This is a genomic window from Candidatus Microthrix parvicella Bio17-1 (assembly GCF_000299415.1).
GTDB classification, from domain to species: Bacteria; Actinomycetota; Acidimicrobiia; order Acidimicrobiales; family Microtrichaceae; genus Microthrix; species Microthrix parvicella.
The window spans coordinates 1394818-1412222 of the sequence record NZ_AMPG01000001.1 but is presented as its reverse complement, the minus strand read 5'-3'; the positions used below and the strand labels follow the sequence as shown (position 1 = coordinate 1412222).

At 64.1% G+C, this 17405-nt stretch carries 11 protein-coding genes; 1 reads left to right on the top strand and 10 read right to left on the bottom strand.

Annotated features, from left to right (window positions below):
- Genes MPARV_RS0106825 through argS form a run of 4 tightly spaced genes read right to left on the bottom strand, consistent with a single transcriptional unit; the run spans nt 1 to nt 5742 of the window.
- On the bottom strand, nt 1–1329 hold the full coding sequence (locus MPARV_RS0106825) for a P-loop NTPase family protein (protein WP_020377716.1): 1329 nt from the start codon (nt 1327–1329) through the stop codon (nt 1–3).
- A gap of 32 nt (nt 1330–1361) precedes the next feature.
- Nucleotides 1362–2990 carry an alkaline phosphatase family protein gene (locus MPARV_RS0106820; protein WP_157789492.1) on the bottom strand — a complete coding sequence of 543 codons (1629 nt, stop codon included), beginning with the start codon at nt 2988–2990 and terminating at the stop codon, nt 1362–1364.
- A gap of 23 nt (nt 2991–3013) precedes the next feature.
- Complete coding sequence (locus MPARV_RS0106815) at nt 3014–3985, bottom strand: DMT family transporter (protein ID WP_012229937.1); 972 nt, start codon at nt 3983–3985, stop codon at nt 3014–3016.
- A gap of 2 nt (nt 3986–3987) precedes the next feature.
- Complete coding sequence (gene argS / locus MPARV_RS0106810) at nt 3988–5742, bottom strand: arginine--tRNA ligase (RefSeq protein WP_020377714.1); 1755 nt, start codon at nt 5740–5742, stop codon at nt 3988–3990.
- A gap of 75 nt (nt 5743–5817) precedes the next feature.
- Here argS and MPARV_RS0106805 point away from each other — a divergent pair, with 75 nt between their 5' ends.
- The gene (locus tag MPARV_RS0106805) at nt 5818–6750 is read left to right on the top strand and encodes a DMT family transporter (RefSeq protein ID WP_012229934.1); all 933 of its coding nucleotides are present in this window, start codon (nt 5818–5820) and stop codon (nt 6748–6750) included.
- Between the two features lie 25 nt (nt 6751–6775).
- Here the strand turns inward: MPARV_RS0106805 and MPARV_RS0106800 are convergent, their stop codons facing one another.
- The 6 genes from MPARV_RS0106800 to MPARV_RS0106775 form a co-directional block, all read right to left on the bottom strand.
- Nucleotides 6776–8938: a hypothetical protein gene (locus MPARV_RS0106800; RefSeq protein WP_020377713.1), complete on the bottom strand. Its 2163-nt coding sequence runs from the start codon at nt 8936–8938 to the stop codon at nt 6776–6778.
- 22 nt (nt 8939–8960) lie between these two features.
- Nucleotides 8961–10070: a glycine betaine ABC transporter substrate-binding protein gene (locus MPARV_RS0106795; protein ID WP_012229931.1), complete on the bottom strand. Its 1110-nt coding sequence runs from the start codon at nt 10068–10070 to the stop codon at nt 8961–8963.
- Nucleotides 10071–10088: 18 nt separating this feature from the next.
- Nucleotides 10089–10940: a class I SAM-dependent methyltransferase gene (locus tag MPARV_RS0106790; RefSeq protein WP_157789491.1), complete on the bottom strand. Its 852-nt coding sequence runs from the start codon at nt 10938–10940 to the stop codon at nt 10089–10091.
- A gap of 143 nt (nt 10941–11083) precedes the next feature.
- A complete protein-coding gene (locus MPARV_RS0106785; RefSeq protein WP_020377710.1) occupies nt 11084–13846 on the bottom strand; it encodes a lamin tail domain-containing protein in 2763 nt (920 codons plus the stop codon).
- A gap of 72 nt (nt 13847–13918) precedes the next feature.
- Complete coding sequence (locus MPARV_RS0106780; RefSeq protein WP_020377709.1) at nt 13919–16117, bottom strand: bifunctional glycosyltransferase/CDP-glycerol:glycerophosphate glycerophosphotransferase; 2199 nt, start codon at nt 16115–16117, stop codon at nt 13919–13921.
- Nucleotides 16118–16357: 240 nt separating this feature from the next.
- Nucleotides 16358–17344 carry a hypothetical protein gene (locus tag MPARV_RS0106775; RefSeq protein WP_012226536.1) on the bottom strand — a complete coding sequence of 329 codons (987 nt, stop codon included), beginning with the start codon at nt 17342–17344 and terminating at the stop codon, nt 16358–16360.
- Nucleotides 17345–17405: the final 61 nt, after the last annotated feature.

Below are 17405 nucleotides of genomic sequence, written 5' to 3'. Positions count from 1 at the left end.
TCATGTTGAGGAGGGCTGCGATTCGGTGACGAGATCAGCGATGATCGGATGGACGTCGTACCACAGCTCGCCGTTCTGAAATCCCAAGACGAGGTGGCGGTCCAACAGGTTCGCCAGCGTCTCCCACTCGTGCTGTTCCGCCAGGTGAACCTGGTGGGTGGTGGCGACCCGACCGAGATAGGAGATTTCGTCGTCGGCGAGTGGGATGAAACCCTCGCGTAACTCTTGGCGACCACGGGCGATGGCCGCATCTGGAAGCGGTAGCGTGTCGGCGGTTGCGGCGACTGTTGCGCTTCGAATCAAGCGAAAGAAATCGCGAAGGTGGCCGCCGGAGTCGTGAATCAAGCCATCCAACACATCCTCAGTGAGGAAGTCGGTGGTTGTCGTGTCCGGTGGACAGCGCAGCTGAAGAATCGTGCGCATCGTCTCATATCCCGGTTGGAACCGCCGTTTGTCCCGATCTCGAACCTTGATGTTGCTCAACGAGCGATTCGGGGCACCTTCGACGCGAAGCCACGGCGGGACGATGTATGCCGTGCGTGTCGAATGCAGCTGGATGGATGACGCTTGGTGATCCACGACGTCGACCAACGCCCTTCGTACCTTGTCGAAGTCGTCGCCGCGGATGTGATCGAGCGAATCGACGAGTACGACGAGACCTTTCCAGTTGCTCCCGGCTTTGTCTGGCCAAGCTGAGCGAAGCTCGTCGACCAGCTCGTCGACCACCTCGTTGGCTTCGGCGACCAAGGCGCTGAGTCGACCCTCGAGAAACCGGCGAAGTTGCGCAACAAACGACTCGTCCGCGCGCAGGCTTGCTTTGAGCGCAACCTCACCTTGCAAGAACCCCAAGTCTGCACCCGTAGAAAGCTTGGCCTCCGGTTGCATTTCGATCCGGCGCGGCAGCGCCTGCACCCAGTCGCGAAGCCGGGACCAGATACGTGAACCCGCATCGGGGAGCCAGCCGCTCGTTTCGACCTGATCGGCGATACCGCCAACCAGGAAGAAGAGAAACTCGGTGACGTTGATGGGCAACCTGATGTTGAGGTAGTCCTCGGCATTGAGACGAACCACCGCAAACCCCTGTGATTGCAGATTTGCCTGAAGCCGGAGCAACTGGGTGCTCTTTCCCGACCCGCGCAACCCAGAGAGAAAGTACGTCGAACCCGGCGTTGACCAAGCGATGTCGCGGCCGAGTTCCGCAATGACGTCGGGTCCAAAGGACTCCAGGTGATCTTCGAACGGGACGTACCTGACGTCGGTTGGCTCCAACTCCACCTGTTCCAGGTTTTGGTAGAGCTGCCTGAGCAGGCTTTCGACGTCGTCGGGCACAGAGGCGATAGTACATGGGGTCTGGCGCAGCGTCACTCCGTCGGTGATGCGGGTTGGGCGGTGGTGGCCAGGTGGTTGACGAGTGGCCCGCGGGTGTTCCGGAGTCGCCATGCGAGCGTGTCCCGGGCGGCCTCCAGCAGCGCGGGCGCGGCGTCGGGATCGTTGCTGCGGTCGAGGTGGCAGGTGGGATCGGAGGCCAGATCGAAGGCCAGCGGCGGCATCGTCGGCGCCCCGGAGAAGGTGACCGTCAGCCACTCGTCACTGCGGCGGGCCACCAACGAGCACTGGTCAAGTTGTAGCCCGAGCGCCGCCTCGGGCAGGCGGTTGACGGGGTCGCGAAAGTCCCACTCCCAATGCGCGGCGCTGCGCGACGGTGCCGTCGGCTCGCCGGTGAGGTGGCCCAACAGCGAATGCCCATCGAGCTGACCGTCCAACTCGCTGGACATCAACCCCGTCGCGGTCGGCGAACCATCCGCCAGGGCCACGGCATCGAGGATGGTGGGCAGCACATCGACGTGCTCGGTGAACGTATCGACGACCTTGCCCGAGGTTGACTCGTTCCCCCCGGCTGACGTCCGCAGCCCGGCGGGCCAGCGCATCACCAGCGGCACGTGATAGCTCTCGGGAAACCAGCCCAGCTTGTGGCGAAGCCAATGGTCACCAAGCTGTTCGCCGTGGTCGGAGGTGAGGATCACCAGCGTGTCGTCGGCCTGGCCATCGGCGTCCAGCGCGTCGAGCAGCCGTCCGAACTGATGGTCCACCTCGGCGATCATCGACGCATACGTGGCCCGCCAGCCGGCGTTGCCCCATTCAGATGGTTCGGTCAGCTGCGGAATCAGCAGAAAGGTCGCCAGCAGCGGGTGGATGGCGGCCTCGGCGGCTCGATCGGCCGACCGATTGGGTGATGCGACGTCTGCGGCATCGATGAAACCGAACCATTCCTCGGGCAGCACAAATGGTGGGTGCGGCTGCAGGTAGGTGACGTGCGCACACCATGGTTCGCGTCGACCTCGTACGTACTCGATGGTGGAGTCGGTGAGGTGAGCTGCGGGCGAGAGTTCGGCGGGATAGGGCCCCGGGCGCCCGGCGAGCGCCGATGAGGGGTCCGATTGGTCGGCCACACCGTAGGCGGACCACACGTCGGAGAATCGGTGACCGTGCTCGGCCAGCCATTCCAGCCAGGTGTCGGCTGCGGTGTTGACGTTGACCCCGACATCGTCACCGGTGGCGGCGCCGGACCTGAAGCCGGGCATGGGCTGTTCCCAGCTGGATCTGCGGGGGTCGTTCGGCGCCAAGAGTCGAGGGTCGAGCGTGGTATCGGTGTAGCCGAACAGGACCGGGTCGTAACCGGCCGCCTGCATCAGACGCGGCAGTGTGGGCAGCTCTGCGGAAAGTGGGGTGCCGTTGTTCACCGCCCGGTGCCCCATCAGGTAGCGGCCGGTGAGCATGGAGGTGCGGCTGGGCCCGCACGGCGCGGTTGCCGTGTGATGCTTGGCAAACGTCACCCCATCGGCGGCCAGCGCGTCGACGTTGGGGGTGATTGGGAGCGGACATCCGAGGAATCCCAGGTGATCGGCCCGCCACTGATCGAACGTCACCAGCAACACGTTCGGCCGCCGCAGATTCGGTGAGGATGGATCGCTGTTGTGCTGCTGTGTCACCATCCCACCCTACGACGGTCGGCTCAGAGCACCTCGGGGTCCACCTGGTCGATGATCGCCTCGAGAAACTCCGGACGTCGGGCGTTGTAGGCGGTCACGCTGGCCAGGGCGCCGAGGGTGATCACGATCCCGAGAACCTGCACCGGAACGACCGACTGGTCGAGGAACAAGGCCGCCAGGCCGGTGGAGAGCACGGGCATCGCCAAGGTGAGCAGGCTGGTGGAGGTGAGCGTGGTGTGGCCGTGCGCCCAGTTCATGATGACGTGGCCGCTGCCCGGCACGGCGACGATGAGCGCCACCCACCCCAGCCCCGACCACGAGAATGCCTGGTTGGTGTCCAGCCCGGCGATCAGGATCACCGGGGTCAGCATCAGCGCCCCGATCAGGTTGATCCACACCAGGTACTCGTTGTTGTTCACGTGGCGTCGGGCCGACTTGGAGCCGATGAAGTAGCCGGCCCAGCACACGAGCGCGCCGATCGCCCACAGGTTGCCGGTCAGGGAGGCTGCGCCGTCGGTGCCTGCGCCGAGCACCACCATCACGACGCCCACGATGGCGACGGTTCCCCACACCAGGTGGGTTCGGGTGACCCGCTCGCCGAAGAAGAACGCGGCAGCCGCCAACACCCCGATGGGTTGCAGTGCCGAGATGGTGACCGCGATGGCCACGCTGGTGTATTGCAGTGCCAGATAGAACGCAATCAGGTCGGCCCCAAAGAAGAACCCGCCCATCGCCACGGCCCGAAACTGGGACCCGTGCAACCGGACCCCGCGGGCCAGCATGACCAGTCCGTAGCAAGCGAACGCCAGCCACAGCCGCAGAAATGCCAGGCTCAGCCCACCGATGGGCGCGGCGGCCACCAGCACGTTGCCACCACCCCACAGCGAGACCGCCAGCCCCGCTGCCGCCAGGCCGGTGGAGGACGGCTGAGCCTCGCGGCCCGTCTCGGTGCGTCGCAGTCCCCCGTTCGTGGGGCCGTCCGACTCGGCGGACATCGCTACATCCGCTGAGGAGCTTCGATGCCCAGCAGGTCGAGGCCCCGGACCATTACCCGTTCGGTGCCGACCGCCAGCGCCAGACGGTGATGTCGCTGCTCGTCGGTGTCTGCCTTGAGGATGGGAGCCGCCTCGTAAAACCGGGTGAAGGTCTGCGCCAATTCGAAAAGGTACGTGCAGAGGCGGTGCGGTTGAGCTGAAGCAGCGGAGTCCTCGACAACTCGACCGAAGGAGAGCAGCGCCAGCCCCAGCGCTCGTTCCGCCGGTTCGACCATGCCAATGCGGTCGGGGACTGGTTCGTCTCGCTCGCCGGGCACGGCGATTCCCTCGACGCGGGACTTGCGAAGGATCGATCGCACGCGGGCAACCACGTACTGCAGGTAGGGCGAGGTGTTGCCGTCGAAGGCCAGCATGCGGTCAAAGCTGAACACGTAGTCCCGGGTGCGGTCGGAACTGAGATCGCCGTATTTCACGGCGCCGATGCCAACTGCACGGGCCACCTCGGCCCGCTCGGCCTCATCCAGATCGGGGTTCTTCTGGGCGACGATCGCCGCCGCCCGGGCGACGGCCTCGTCGAGGAGGTCAGCCAGCTTGAGTGACGCCCCGGCGCGACTCTTCATCATCTTGTTGTCCTCGCCCAGCACCGAGCCAAAGGCCACATGGTCCACTTCGGTGGCGTCGGTCAGCCAACCCGCGTCCCGGGCCACGGCGAAAATCATGGCCAGGTGTTCGGCCTGCGGGGACCCGACGACGTAGAGCAGTCGGTCGGCGCGTAGCCGATCGATACGGTCGCGGATGGCGGCCAGGTCGGTGGCGGCGTAGCCATACCCACCCTCGCCCTTCTGCACGATCAACGGGAGGGGTTCGCCCTCGCGGTTGCTGAACCCGTCGGGGAACACGCAGCGTGCGCCGTTGGAGGTCTGCAACATCCCGGCTGCGTCGAGGTCGGCCACCACGGTAGCGAGCAGTTCGTTGTAGGTGGACTCGCCGACGAGGTCGTCGATGGTGAGTCGAACCCCGAGCCGGTCATACACGGCCTGGAAGTACTCGGCCGAAAGATCAACCAGGATGCGCCACAACCGCAGCGTTTCGGGGTCGCCTGCCTGGAGTGCCACCACCCGGGCCCGGGAGCGGTCGGCAAACTCGGACGACCCGTCGAACGACACACGGGCCTGGCGGTAGAACGTGTTGAGTTCTCCCAGCGCCAACTCGGCGATGGCACCTTCCTCGCCCAAATCGATGAGGTGTTCGATGAGCATGCCAAACGGGGTGCCCCAGTCCCCGATGTGGTTCTGGCGGATCACCGTGTCGCCCCGCGACTCCAAAATGCGGACCAGCGAATCGCCGATCACGGTGGAGCGCAGGTGGCCGACGTGCATCTCCTTGGCCACGTTGGGGGCCGAATAGTCGATGACCACCCGCTGTGGCTCCTGTGAGGCAACGATGCCTTGGGCCTCATCACCGATGGCTTCAGCGACTGAATGACCCAGAAAGGCCTCGTCGAGGGTGAGGTTGAGGAACCCTGGGCCCGCAATCTCGGCCGTGGCAACGCCGTCGAGTTCTGCGGCATCGAGCACCTGCTGGGCCAACTCTCGGGGGTTGATGCCCATCCGCTTGGCCAAGCCCATGATGCCGTTGGCTTGAAAGTCGGCCCGGTCTGAGGGCCGAACGACCGGGCCGATGCCCCCGGCATCCGGTGCTGCAGCCGTCATGGCATCGGCGAGGCGTTGGGTGAGCACCTTGACGGGGTCGATCATGGTCGCGATGGTCCGTCGCGGCGCGCCCCTGGGTCAACCTCAATCGTTGGGGTCTGCCGGGGTGGGGAGTTCGGGATGGCCCGAGAGGATGTGTTTGCCTTGCCGGTAGCCTGCGCCGCCGTGCCCATCCTTCTCGCCCTGCTCTCTGCCGCTTCCTACGGCGTGGCCGACTTTCTGGGCGGCACGGCCAGCCGACGGTTGCACGCGCTGGTGGTCACGCTGATTTCGATGGTCGTTGGAGCCTCGATCATTGCGGTGGCATGCCTGGTGCAGGGCGGCGTGGTGACCAGTGCCGACGTGGCCTGGTCGCTGGCGGCCGGCGTGGTGGGTTCGATGGGGCTTGCCACGTTCTATTCGGCGTTGGCCATCGGCCCAATGGGAGTGGTGGCCCCGGTGTCGGCGGTGACCTCGGCCATCGTGCCGGTGACGTCGGGGTTTGCGCTCGGTGAGCGTCCGGCACCGATGGCGCTGTTGGGTATCGCTCTGGCCCTTCCTGCAATCGCCATGGTGGCCCGCGAGCGGCGCCTGCCCGGAGAACCTCGGCGGATGGCGAGCAGCACCCTCGTTCGGGCCCTGGCCGCCGGGGTTGGGTTCGGCAGCTACCTGGTGTTGATCAGCCGGACGGGTGAGGCCTCCAACCTGTGGCCCGTGCTGATCGGGCGAGGGTCATCGATCGTCGTGGTGCTGACGTTGGCCGCGGCGTTTGGGGTGTTGCGTTGGCCCCGCCGACATGATCGCGGCGTCGATGGCGCACAAGAAGTCGTCGATGAGCCCGGGCGAGGCCTACGCCTGGCTGCCGCCGGCGGGGTGTTCGATGCGGGCGGCAACGTGTTCTACCTACTGGCGGTCCGGGCCGACCTGCTGGCGGTCGTTGCGGCAGTGCAGTCGCTCTATCCGGCGGCAACCGTGGGCTTGGCCGGGGCCTTCCAAGGCGAGCGGCCCCAGCGGGTCCAGGTGGTGGGCATGGTTCTCGCCTTGGTGGCGGTGGCCCTGGTCAGCCTGGGATAGCGGTGAGCGTGATCCGCCCAGGACGTCAGCCGGGTTCGGAGCGTTCCAAAGCCACCAGCGCATCGAACGCCTCGTCGGCCCACTGCGGGTTGTTCGGGCTGGTGATGAGGGCGCGGGCCAAACGGCCTGCTGGGCTGCTGCCCAGCCCGGCGAGTTGGTCGGTGATCTCGTCGGCAGGTCCGGCGCCGGGGAATGCCCTTCGGTACGCTCGCATTCGGGTGAAACACTCGACCGGAGCGTTGCGTCTGCATGCAGAGAAGAAGTCGTCGTCCGGCAGTATCCGCTCGCTCACGAGGTCACTTGCCAGTTGCAGGTCGGCACGTGCCGCCGGGTTGCGCAGCGTGTAGACGCCGTTGTCGAGCAGGGTCTGACCGTCGCTGCAGGTCCCCGCTTGGTTGAGGTCACCATCTGGGCTGTCAGTGGTATCGGTGTCGATTCGTCGATACGTGGCGTCGAATCGGGGGTCCCGTCGGATGGATCGGTAGGTGCACGACCAGGGTTCGGTCAGCATCCAGGTGTCTGGGGGCATGATGTCGAAGAAATAGCGCTTGGAGATCGCTGCCCTGAGTTTGGTGTTCGGCTCGAGCAGGACGCGGAGCAACAACGGATCCCCAATCTTCCCGAGATCGACCACCTGAGCCTCGTGGCGAAACGCGACCCGCCCGAGATCCGGGTTGGCCACGATGGGTATCAAGCGCTGGTCAACCTGTCCGACCGTCTGTCGTGCCGTCTGCAGCAGGATCGTGTCGCGCGGCGCAATGACCCACCCCAGATAGAAGGTCTTGGAAAACGACTCATCTGCCGGCAGTGAACTCTCCCGCGCGACGATGAGCAGCGTCAGGACGGCGAGACCGGACGCCGTGAGCGTGGCACGGACCCGAACGGCGGTTGAGCGGGGGGTCTCGCCTGCACGTTCCAGCCGATTTCCGATCAGTTTGGCCACGACAACCACCGTGGCCAACGAGAGCACCGGCACCGCCATGGAAACGACGCGAGCCGGGTGAATTCGGCTGGGGCCAAGAATCAACGCGTAACAGGGCACCCACACCACAACGGTGGTGTAGGCCGCCAATCGCTTGGGTCGGGCAGCGGGAAGGCTCCACCCGCTGACCACCGCGCCTGCCGTCCAGATCACCCCAACCGACCACATGGCGGTCATCACCAGGCCTCCGACGCGGCCGTCCCCCACCCGCACACTCAAGGCGGCTGCTGCGATCAACATCGCGCATCCGGCGAGCAGCACGCCCCCCCCGGTTGCGGCACGGTTGCGGCCCGGGGTTTGTCGAGACATGCGGTGGACGGCCCACAAGGTTGCGAGCCACCCGGCGACACCCAGCGCAGCGATGCCCAGCAGGTCCAGGGTCGCCGCGGCATCGCGACTGCGATTGGCGATGGTGGTTGAGCCGACCGATCCGAAGTACAGGTACCAGAGGGTGACGGCCGTAAGTGGGATCAGGCAGGCCGGCAGGGCGAGGGCGCCTACATGTCGCAGGCTGCGCTCCTCGCGGCGCATGAGGCTTTCGATCACGATCACGGCGGTCAATGGGGCAGCAAGGGTGATCGTGTCCAACCGAACGATCGACAGCAGACCGAGCATCACCCCGAGCCACACGGCAGATGGCAGCGAGGCATTGACACGGTCCCATCGCCACATGATCACGATCAGCAGTAGCGCCCCAATCGGATTCTCCATGCCGGAGAACTGCCAACCGAAGAAGCTCCAGCTCCCGAGCTGCAGGCCCGCCACCGCCACCAGGGCGGCCCACCGAATCGGAGCCCGTTCAGTCTGAAGTTCCTCTCCGACGAGAGCACCGGTGGTCGCACCGATTCCGATCAGACACAAAAAGCCCAAGGCCCGACCCAGAAGCTGATAGCTGCTTCCGCCCAGGAGGAAATAGACCACACCCACCATGAAGTGCAGGGGTGCGCTGAACCCGGCCACGCGATCCCCGAATGCCCCGACGGAGATGGAACCTGATTGCACCAGGCTTTTGGCGTGAGCCAACGTGATGATGCCGTCGTCCCGGTCGACGAAGTTGATGGACCCGCGTAGGTGCCACAACAGCAAGGCGCCGGCGACCCAAAGCAAGCCCCCCGACATCGCCATGGTGAGGTTCGTCGGCCGGGTGCCCGATTGCGCCGCTTGATGATCGCTCAGGACGGGAGCCTGCCCACCGGACGTCTCCATGCGCGTCGCCGAGGGCGCCTGCTCACATCAATCCCTGACCCGAGAGGTAGTCCTTGGCGACCGCAGCAGGGTCCTCGCCGTTGGCGACCCGGGCGTTCAGGGTGGCCATGGTGCGATCGTCCAGTGGCTCCAAGATGGCGGTGGCGATGGTGTCGAAGGCTTGCGGCCGTTGTTCGTACAGCGCTTCTCTGACGGTGGCCGAGGCATTGTTGATTTCGAGCTGGTCGTCGGATTCCACGAGCGTCAGGTTGAAGTTGACGATGGCGCCGCTTGTGGCGGCGAACTCGGAGAAGGCGCAGGTGCCATCGGCGGTGTCGGGCCCGATCGTCGCGCTGTCAGCCTGCTGAAGCTGGTTGGACGGAATGGAAAAGCCGGTCAGCTCCTCAAACCGACCCATTCCAGCAGCGCTCAACGTGTTCTTGGGTTGGAGACAGACCGACGCGTCGGGATGGCCCCGCAGGTAGGAGACCATTGAGTCCAGCGTGAAGGGGCCCTGTTCCTCAGCGAGTTGAGGTCCGACCGCAAAACCGTAGGCATTGTTGAACGTAGATCTTCCAAGCCACACGATGCCGTTTTGGTCGCGATCAAGTGCGCCTGCCTGTTTGGTGAACTCGGCCGGGTCGGTCGGAGGGTCCTCGTCGCTCAGCGACCGGGACCAGGCGAGTCCGTTGTACTCGACCGAGGCGTCGATTCGATCCGCCATCATCTTCCGACGAACCGAGGCAGCGCTCCCAGCACCAACCTGCGACTCGACCTTCGCTCCCGCCGACTCGTACGCCACAACGAACATGTAACCAAGCAGGTTGTTTTCCGGAACGTCCCTGGTACTCACACTGACCGACAGACCGCTCAGGTCGGCACCGGCAAACCCGTCAGACCTGCGCACATACAGCGACCACCCCAAGGCCGCTACACCGATGGCCACAGCCAGGAAGCCAATTCCAAGTGCCAGGAGGATGCGCGTGTTGACGCGGGTTCTGGACGCCTGTGGTGGCGCAGCGGTTGGTGGTGGCGTCGACGCAGAGGTGCGAATGCTCGCCTGCTGCGGAGGGGGAGCAACGGGTAACGAGGGCGCGGGCGGCGGGAGCGGCTTGGGTGGGACCGGTGGCATCGTGGGTTCGTCGTAGGCCATGGCAGGACGCTGTCCGAGCTAGGCAGTCAGCCGTTGAACCTTGTTGGCAACCTTGTTGAGGAACTGCTTGATCGGTACCGAGGCTCCTGCTTTGGCTGGGACGGGTGTTGCGCCCGTCTTTGCAGGGGCGGCCGCAGGGGCTGCTGCCGCCTTCTTGGCCTTGTTCGTAACCACCCGGATCACGCGTTCCTCACGGACGATCGTATGAAGATCGGCCCGGAATTCACCCGACTCGGCCAGACGCTCCATCAGTTCGCGTTGGTAGGGCTCCGGATCACCCCAGGTGGCGTACATCTTGCGCTCACTGGCACAGATCGGATGCAGATCGTCGTTGACGATGGTTTCCCAGACCGCATTGGCCGTGCCGATGGTGTGCTCGGTTCGGAAGTCGTCGAAGACCACCACACCGTCTTTCCTCAGCAGCCTTCGGGCTGCAGCGGCGTCCTCTCTGACGTTTACGTACATGTGGGAAGCGTCGATGTGGATGTAGCGACAGCTTCCGGCCGTGACGTGATCTTCGATGGCCGAACTCAGGCCCCGAACGACCTCTGGAAGCGTGTCATGAAAGGCCAGGTAGTTGTTTGCGAACTCTTCTTCCGAGAGTGTTCTGTAGGCATTTCGGTCAGCTTGATGCAGTGTCAATTCTGAGGTGACGTCCTCGAACAGGTCGCACACGGTGAACGTCTCGCCCGGCTGCTGGTGCCTTCCGATGACGATGGCGCTCTTCCCCTTGTACACCCCCAACTCCACGAGATCGCCTGGTGCCTGAGAGCCAACCTGGAAGCTCAGGATGCGCTCGAAGAGCCACTGGTCGGCACGGATCATCCAGCCGGGTACATCGTCCAACTTTTTTGGAGTTGTTGTTGCCATCGAAATTACCTCGGGGGTGAAGGGTGTACTGGGTGGCGCCACCGGAGTGGGATCGCCGAAATTATCACGGTGCGGCTTGCATTCGAGCACTCGCGAGGTTTCCTCAGGCCCCTGCCGCGGGCACACCTTGAGCCCGTGCCGGTTCATGAACCGAATGCGTCACCCGGCTCGATACCTCCGCCAAAGGCGTTCTGGGAATAGGCGATGGATGAACCCCCAGGGCGCTGGGGTGAGGTACCGGCCCGGTTGCGGGCGCCGTCAAAGAAGTGCATGGTTCCCGAATCGACGATGGAGCCCAGGTTCTCGCCGGGCACTCCCACGGTGATGTCCGCCAAGCCGTCGCCGTTTCGATCAAGGATCTCCAGGTGGGCGCCAAAGTGGTCGCCCCATTCGGCGCCGTAGCCGGTGAGTGGGGCGGTTCCCTGAGCGATCGAGCCTGATCCACTCACCCCACCCTCTGCACCAAAGGCGATCCCCACCATGCCGGCGCCGGTGCTGGACCCGAAGCTCTCGTCCGGAGCACCGACGATCACGTCGCCGTAGCCGTCCTCGTCGAGATCGCCAACGGCCACCGATGCGCCTACTGCGTCGTTCGCTTCTGCGCCGCCCGGGAGTGCTCCCGACTGTGTCAACACGCTGGCGTTGGTGCCAACCCTCGACGACGGCGACCCGTGTAACACGGTGGCACTCCCGGCCGATCGCTGGGATCGGACCCAGTCGCCCGGTGTGCCGACAACCAGGTCTGCGGCGCCGTCGCCGGTGACGTCACCCGTCGCCAACGAGGCGGCGAAACGCTCGCCGCCGGCCCACGCCCCGGGCGCGCCGTCCCCTTGAGCTACGGCGTAGTTCCCAGCGGTCGTGAGCCCGTTGGCAGAACCCATCAGAAGGTGCGACATGCCCACGTTCGTCCTGGTTCCGAATGCCTCGCCGGGTGCCCCGATGGCAAGGTCGTCAAAGCCGTCGGCGTTCAAGTCGTCCGCAGCCAGGGATGCAGCGAACTCGTCGCCGGTTTCGGCGACTCCCACCACTGGTCCGTACTGGCCAATGGACACGCTGCCCGAGTCGTTCAGTCCGTTGGCGGTGCCGTAGATCAAGGCCAGGTAGCCCTGGGACGCGTTCTCGCCGGGAACCCCCACCACCAGGTCATCGAAGCCGTCATGGTTGAAGTCGCCGGCCGCCAGCGCAGCGCCAAATCGGTCTCCCGACTCTGCGTACCCGGGGATGGGGCCGTTCTGGTCGAAGGAGCGTTCGCGTCGAGCGTCCAGGCCTGCCGGTCCACCGTTGAGCACGTGGATTGCGCCGGCATCACGTTGCGAACCCACGTCTTCGCGAGGAACGCCGATGACCAGTTCGTCATACCCATCTCCGTTGAAGTCACCAGATGTGGTCACGTCTCCGAAGTAGTCGTTGGTTTCTGTTGCGCCGGTGATGGGCCCGGATTGGCTGAGAAACTGCGGGCGCAGCCGGGCTATGCCGAAGACCGGACGATCCGGGGTGATGCCCGGGTCCTCCCCGTAGCGCACGTTGACGGCGCCGGCGTTCTTGACCGAGCCGATGTCCTCCCCGGGAGCGCTGAGGGCCGCGTCTGCCCAGCCATCACCGTTGAAGTCGGCGCCGATGCGCTCGGACCGGGCCTTACCTGGATGGGGCGCGCAGGTGGTCTTGCCGTATGCCTTGCAAGCGACCACATTGCCAAGTGAATCGATGGCCAATGCCGAGTCGCCCACCGGTTCAGGGTCGAAGATCGGTGCCGAACGGTTCATGAACAGTCCGGTTTGCGAGTCGGTGCCTGGGCCGATCGTGACCCGAATGGTGGCGGAGGGTGCCAGGGTGATGGGTGCGTCGATGGTCTTGATGTGGGGATAGGACTCAAGGCGCCAGTCCTGAAGGTTCACGGTGGTTGTTCCGCGGTTGGTCAGGTCGAAGTAGTCATTGGTGCCCCATGGTGCGGTATCCAACCTGGTGATCTCCACGTTGGGCGCCGCCGTGTCGTTGCAGGGCCCGACACATGGCCAGAAGTTGAATGCCCGCATGTCACGCTGAGGATCGAGAAGGAACGCTCCGTCGATCCCGGAGAAGATCGACGAGGTCTTCCCGAAGTACTGGTCGGTTGCGGTATTGGTGCCCTGCCCGGTGTGAATGGTGAGTGCACCTCCGGGTGAAATCTGGGTACCTGACGGGAAGTTGTAGAACTCCAGAGCGCTGTCCTTCCACTGCCAGCCGGTGAGGTCGAAGGGGGTGGTTCCGTGGTTGCGCAACCGCACGTACTCGCCGTTCAGGTTGCTCTCTTCTGCGCCGTCAGCATCGCCGTTGGTGCTCATGGTGATGGGGAAGTCAGCTCGTGGACCTGCCCCACACAGGTTGGGGTTGTGTATCCCGACGCCCGCCCGGTTGGCCTCCCAGAACGCCGTCACGTAGTCGGCGGCGTAGTCGTACTCGTTGTTCTCGGTGAAGATGATGGGCATGCCGTAGCCCTCCTTCAACATCAACTGGGAGACGTTGGTGCCGTTGACGAACACGTGCCTGATCGCTCGGTTGTCCTTGGTGTATGAATTGGCACGCTGAGCCCGAAGCGTGACCTGTTTGCCGTTCACCAGGCTGGACAGGCGCGCCGTCGCCTCGTCTGCGTAACACTTTGGTGTCTCGTGGTTCTCATTGGTGTTGATGCCCGCCAGTCGGATGACCTTCTGAGGACTGCCACCGCCATCGATCTCCAAGGTGTCGCCATCGAGCACCCTGGTGACCTTGCCGTTCCATGACTGCAGGGCAGCTCCCGCTGGAGTGGGGGCAGCCACCTGGAGCGCGAGCGACAGCGTCGGAACGGCGAACGCAAGGCCGGCGATGACGACCGCCGCCTTGGCAAGGGCGGATGCCTGCCGGATTCGAGAGTTTCGTGAAGAGGGCACAGCCTCATGCTAGACGACGTTCAATCTTGACGCCACTCATCGGGCCGGGTGTTCACCCTGACACCGCTCGGTTTAGCCGGGGCGGTTCAACTCCCAGGTCCTGAGGGCCGGACGGGGTCCGTGGAGCGATTTCGGTGGCTCAGGCTCGTCATCGAGGAAGAACTTCTTGATCACGCGCTCGGCCGCTCGCCCATCGTCGAACTCACAGAAGATCGCCTGGAATCGTGCAAGCCGCTCTCGGGCATCGTCGCTGTCATAGGCCTTCGAGGTAAATACGTCAACAAGTTCGTCCATGGTGCGCACGGCAGCCCCAGGGGGTTCGGCCATGATGTCGAAGTAGGTGCCCCGCTGGGACCGGTATTCGTCCCAGTCATATCCGTAGATCACGATGGGGCGGCCGAGGTTGGCGAAGTCGAACATTGCGGAGGAGTAGTCGCAGATCATGACGTCGGCTGCCAGGTACAGCGGCTCAATCTCCACGTCGTCGCTCACGTCGATGATCCGCCCGGTGTCCACCAGGCCCTCAACCCGGTCGCTCGGGTCGTAGAAGTAGTGACCTCTGATCAGCAGCGTGATGTTGTCGCCGACGCTTTCGATGAACTCGGCTGCATCGAGGCCAAGATCAAATTGCCCCACGCCGTCGCGGTGCGTGGGCGTGTAGAGCACTGCCAGGTTCCCTTCTGGCACTCCCAGCCGTGTTCTGGTTTCTTCGCGAACTTTGTTGTTTGGGTTGATCAGCGCATCGTTGCGGGGATAGCCGTATTCAAGGATGTCGTGGACGGCGGGAAATGCCCTTCGCCAAACCTCGGTCGAGTAACGGTTGGACGACAGGTTGAAGTCCCAGCGGTCGACGCGTTTGAGGAGCCATCCGAACGACATCTTGTTGGCAGCCACCGGGTAGGCCTGAAGGTCGAGCCCCATGAACTTCAGTGGGGTGCCGTGTTGGGTTTGAAGCTCGAGTTGACCGGGCCGTTTCACCAACTCGTTCGGGAAGTTGACGTCGTTCACAAAGAACTTGGCGGAGTGGCAGAGCGCCCGGGCTTCGCGGCTCCCTGCAACGACGTGAGGCAGGGAGCCGACGTCGTCTGTAAACCGCTCGCTGATGATCCACGTGCCCTTGATGTGGGGTGCGTGCTCCGACAGCGCCCGGTAGATGGCCAGGGGGTTGCCAGATGGGGGGCGGTTCCAGAGCGACGTAAAGACAGCAGAGGATTCGTTCAGCCTGGTGCGCTTTGCAGCGTTGGCTGCCGCGCGCAGTTTGGGACCAAACTTCTTCTTCAGCTTCCGGGCGCGGATTCGCTGGCCATTGACCACTTTGAGCGCTTGGAATGCCGGATAGTTGTTCATCGCCACGAGTCGATACTTCAACCCGAGGTCGGTCATGGGGAGCTCGAACATGGGAGGGGCTGTGGGTCCCAGAACGGCGGCCGACTTGTGGAAGAAATCGGCTCGCCGGCTGGCGGGCAGGCGGCTCTCACCGGCGGCGAGCACGGCCAGCACGTGTGAGCCGCCGCGCATCCAGAAATCAGTCGCAAATGGCTGAAGTTCGGGATGCTCCGCCACGATCTCGAACATGCGCTCCAGTTGATCGATCAACTCGAAGTGGCGCTCCCCCGACGACCTCAAGATGCTGCCGCCACGCCGTTGCCGATACGCCATGCACACCCGATCCAACATGGCAATCGACGAGGCGAGGCCCATAACCGGGTAGGTGAAGGGAATGTCTTCGTAATATCCGTGGGGAAACGTCAGGGCGGTTGTTTCCAAGAATTCCCGCTTGTAGGCCTTGTTCCAGGCAACGTTCAGCAGTTTGAGTAGCTCGGGATCGTCCGCCAATGTGAGGACATCAGGCCGGTCTGCGAACAGCCGCGCAAGGATGTTTCTGGAGCGACGATCGTTCCAATACAGCCGTTCGTAGTCGAAGATCACCAGATCGGCGTCGGTGGTGTCGCAGGTTTCGCGGATGGCGTCGAGCGCGCCGGGATAGTAGTAGTCGTCGCTGTCCAGAAACAGCACGTAGTCGCCGGATGCTTCCGCCATGCCAAGGTTGCGTGCGGGGCCCAGCCCGATGTTTGCTTCGGGTCGAAGGATCCTGATTTGCGGGTTCGCCTCGGCGAGTTCCACGGCAATGTCGTGGGAGCGGTCGGTGGAGTGGTCCTCCACCACGATGATCTCGTCGCCGTCGACGACCTGGTCGACCGCTGACATCAGACACTGACGTAGGTAGCCCTCCACGTTGTGGACGGGAATGATCACGCTGAAGTTCACCATGGGCCTACCAAGTTACTCGTGGGAATGACCGCTCCGAATTTGGGGGCGCCTTGATGTCGGAGCAGCGACCCCATCACGGACCACTCAGCAGCCGACCTCGGATGCTGCGATGGTCGCCACACCCCCGCCGACCCGTCGAGCGAGGACGAAACGGAACGGGCCGACCGCACAAGACGATCGGCCCGTTCAATGGGAAGATGACGTGGACCCAGCAATCGCTGGGTGCTCAGCCCTCAGAGGCTAGAGAGCCAGCCAACCGTTCGCCTGGCGGTAGGTGTTTTGATACCAAGGGCCGTAACCTGCACCAACCCCGACCATCAAATCCCCGCTTGTAGCCAATTGGTTCACATTGCCGCCGTAGCTCGTGGCTGCTCTGCCATCATGGGACCAGGCTCGCCAGTACTTGCTGATACCAATGGTCTTGCCATCGTCCAGCTTGCGCCAGTATCCGCCGTAGTTGGTCCACTCGAAGTTGCTGGTGTTGGCGCACCACAGGTTGCGTCCTGCGCCCGCCAGGCCGCAATAGTGGGTGGTCTTTCCAATGTTCACTGCAGGTTGGGTGATACGCCCACCGGCGCTCGTCCAGCCGTAGCCATGGTTCCACCACAGTGCGCCGGAACTAGACGTTCCGAAGATCTTGTTCGAGTAGCTGCCGATCTGGCTGAGCTTTCCGCCTGTGGAACTCCAGCCGGTCACGCTGTCTCGGCAGATCTTGGCTTCGTACACATAGCTGGACGGACTCGTTCCAACCAGGTAGGCACAGCTGTTGCGATTCGAAGTCGCAACCTTGGTGACCTTGCCTCCGAGGCTGTACCAACTTGCCCATGAGCAACTGGTTCCAGCACACGTTCCACGGCGGTACCAGGTGTCACCGTTCGAACGCCGGGCGATCGCCACGACGCCATCGCCGCTTTGCGGCTGCATAGCGACGGACTTGAAGCCTCCGCCCAACGATTTCCAACCATGCTTTTGGCAGTTGGTTGTGCGGGTCGGGCACACCACGACTTCGGCAGAGATGACACCACTGGAGGTAAGCGCTCCAACGACGTAGACACCCTTGCCGGCGGAGGTGACGTCGATGTCGGCGAGGCTGCTTGGCCGGGGCGCCGCGCTTGCCGTACCCGACGTGGCAACCAGTGAGCCCCCAAGCATCAGTAGTATTGCGAACGACTTCAACGGCAGGCTTAGCCTGCGACGTTGTGGCTTGGCCATGGACGTTCGGCTCATGTGAACTCCTCGTGGTCAGGTTTGGGTGGTCTGTCGGGGCACACTTCGAACAGAGCCCCTT

Coding starts and splice junctions, on each gene's coding strand:
- MPARV_RS0106815 (WP_012229937.1), bottom strand. CDS start 3,985: ATGTCCGCCGAGTCGGACGGCCCCACGAACGGGGGACTGCGACGCACC.
- argS (WP_020377714.1), bottom strand. CDS start 5,742: ATGATCGACCCCGTCAAGGTGCTCACCCAACGCCTCGCCGATGCCATG.
- MPARV_RS0106805 (WP_012229934.1), top strand. CDS start 5,818: ATGGCCCGAGAGGATGTGTTTGCCTTGCCGGTAGCCTGCGCCGCCGTG.
- MPARV_RS0106800 (WP_020377713.1), bottom strand. CDS start 8,938: ATGGAGACGTCCGGTGGGCAGGCTCCCGTCCTGAGCGATCATCAAGCG.
- MPARV_RS0106795 (WP_012229931.1), bottom strand. CDS start 10,070: ATGGCCTACGACGAACCCACGATGCCACCGGTCCCACCCAAGCCGCTC.
- MPARV_RS0106790 (WP_157789491.1), bottom strand. CDS start 10,940: ATGGCAACAACAACTCCAAAAAAGTTGGACGATGTACCCGGCTGGATG.
- MPARV_RS0106780 (WP_020377709.1), bottom strand. CDS start 16,117: ATGGTGAACTTCAGCGTGATCATTCCCGTCCACAACGTGGAGGGCTAC.
- MPARV_RS0106775 (WP_012226536.1), bottom strand. CDS start 17,344: ATGAGCCGAACGTCCATGGCCAAGCCACAACGTCGCAGGCTAAGCCTG.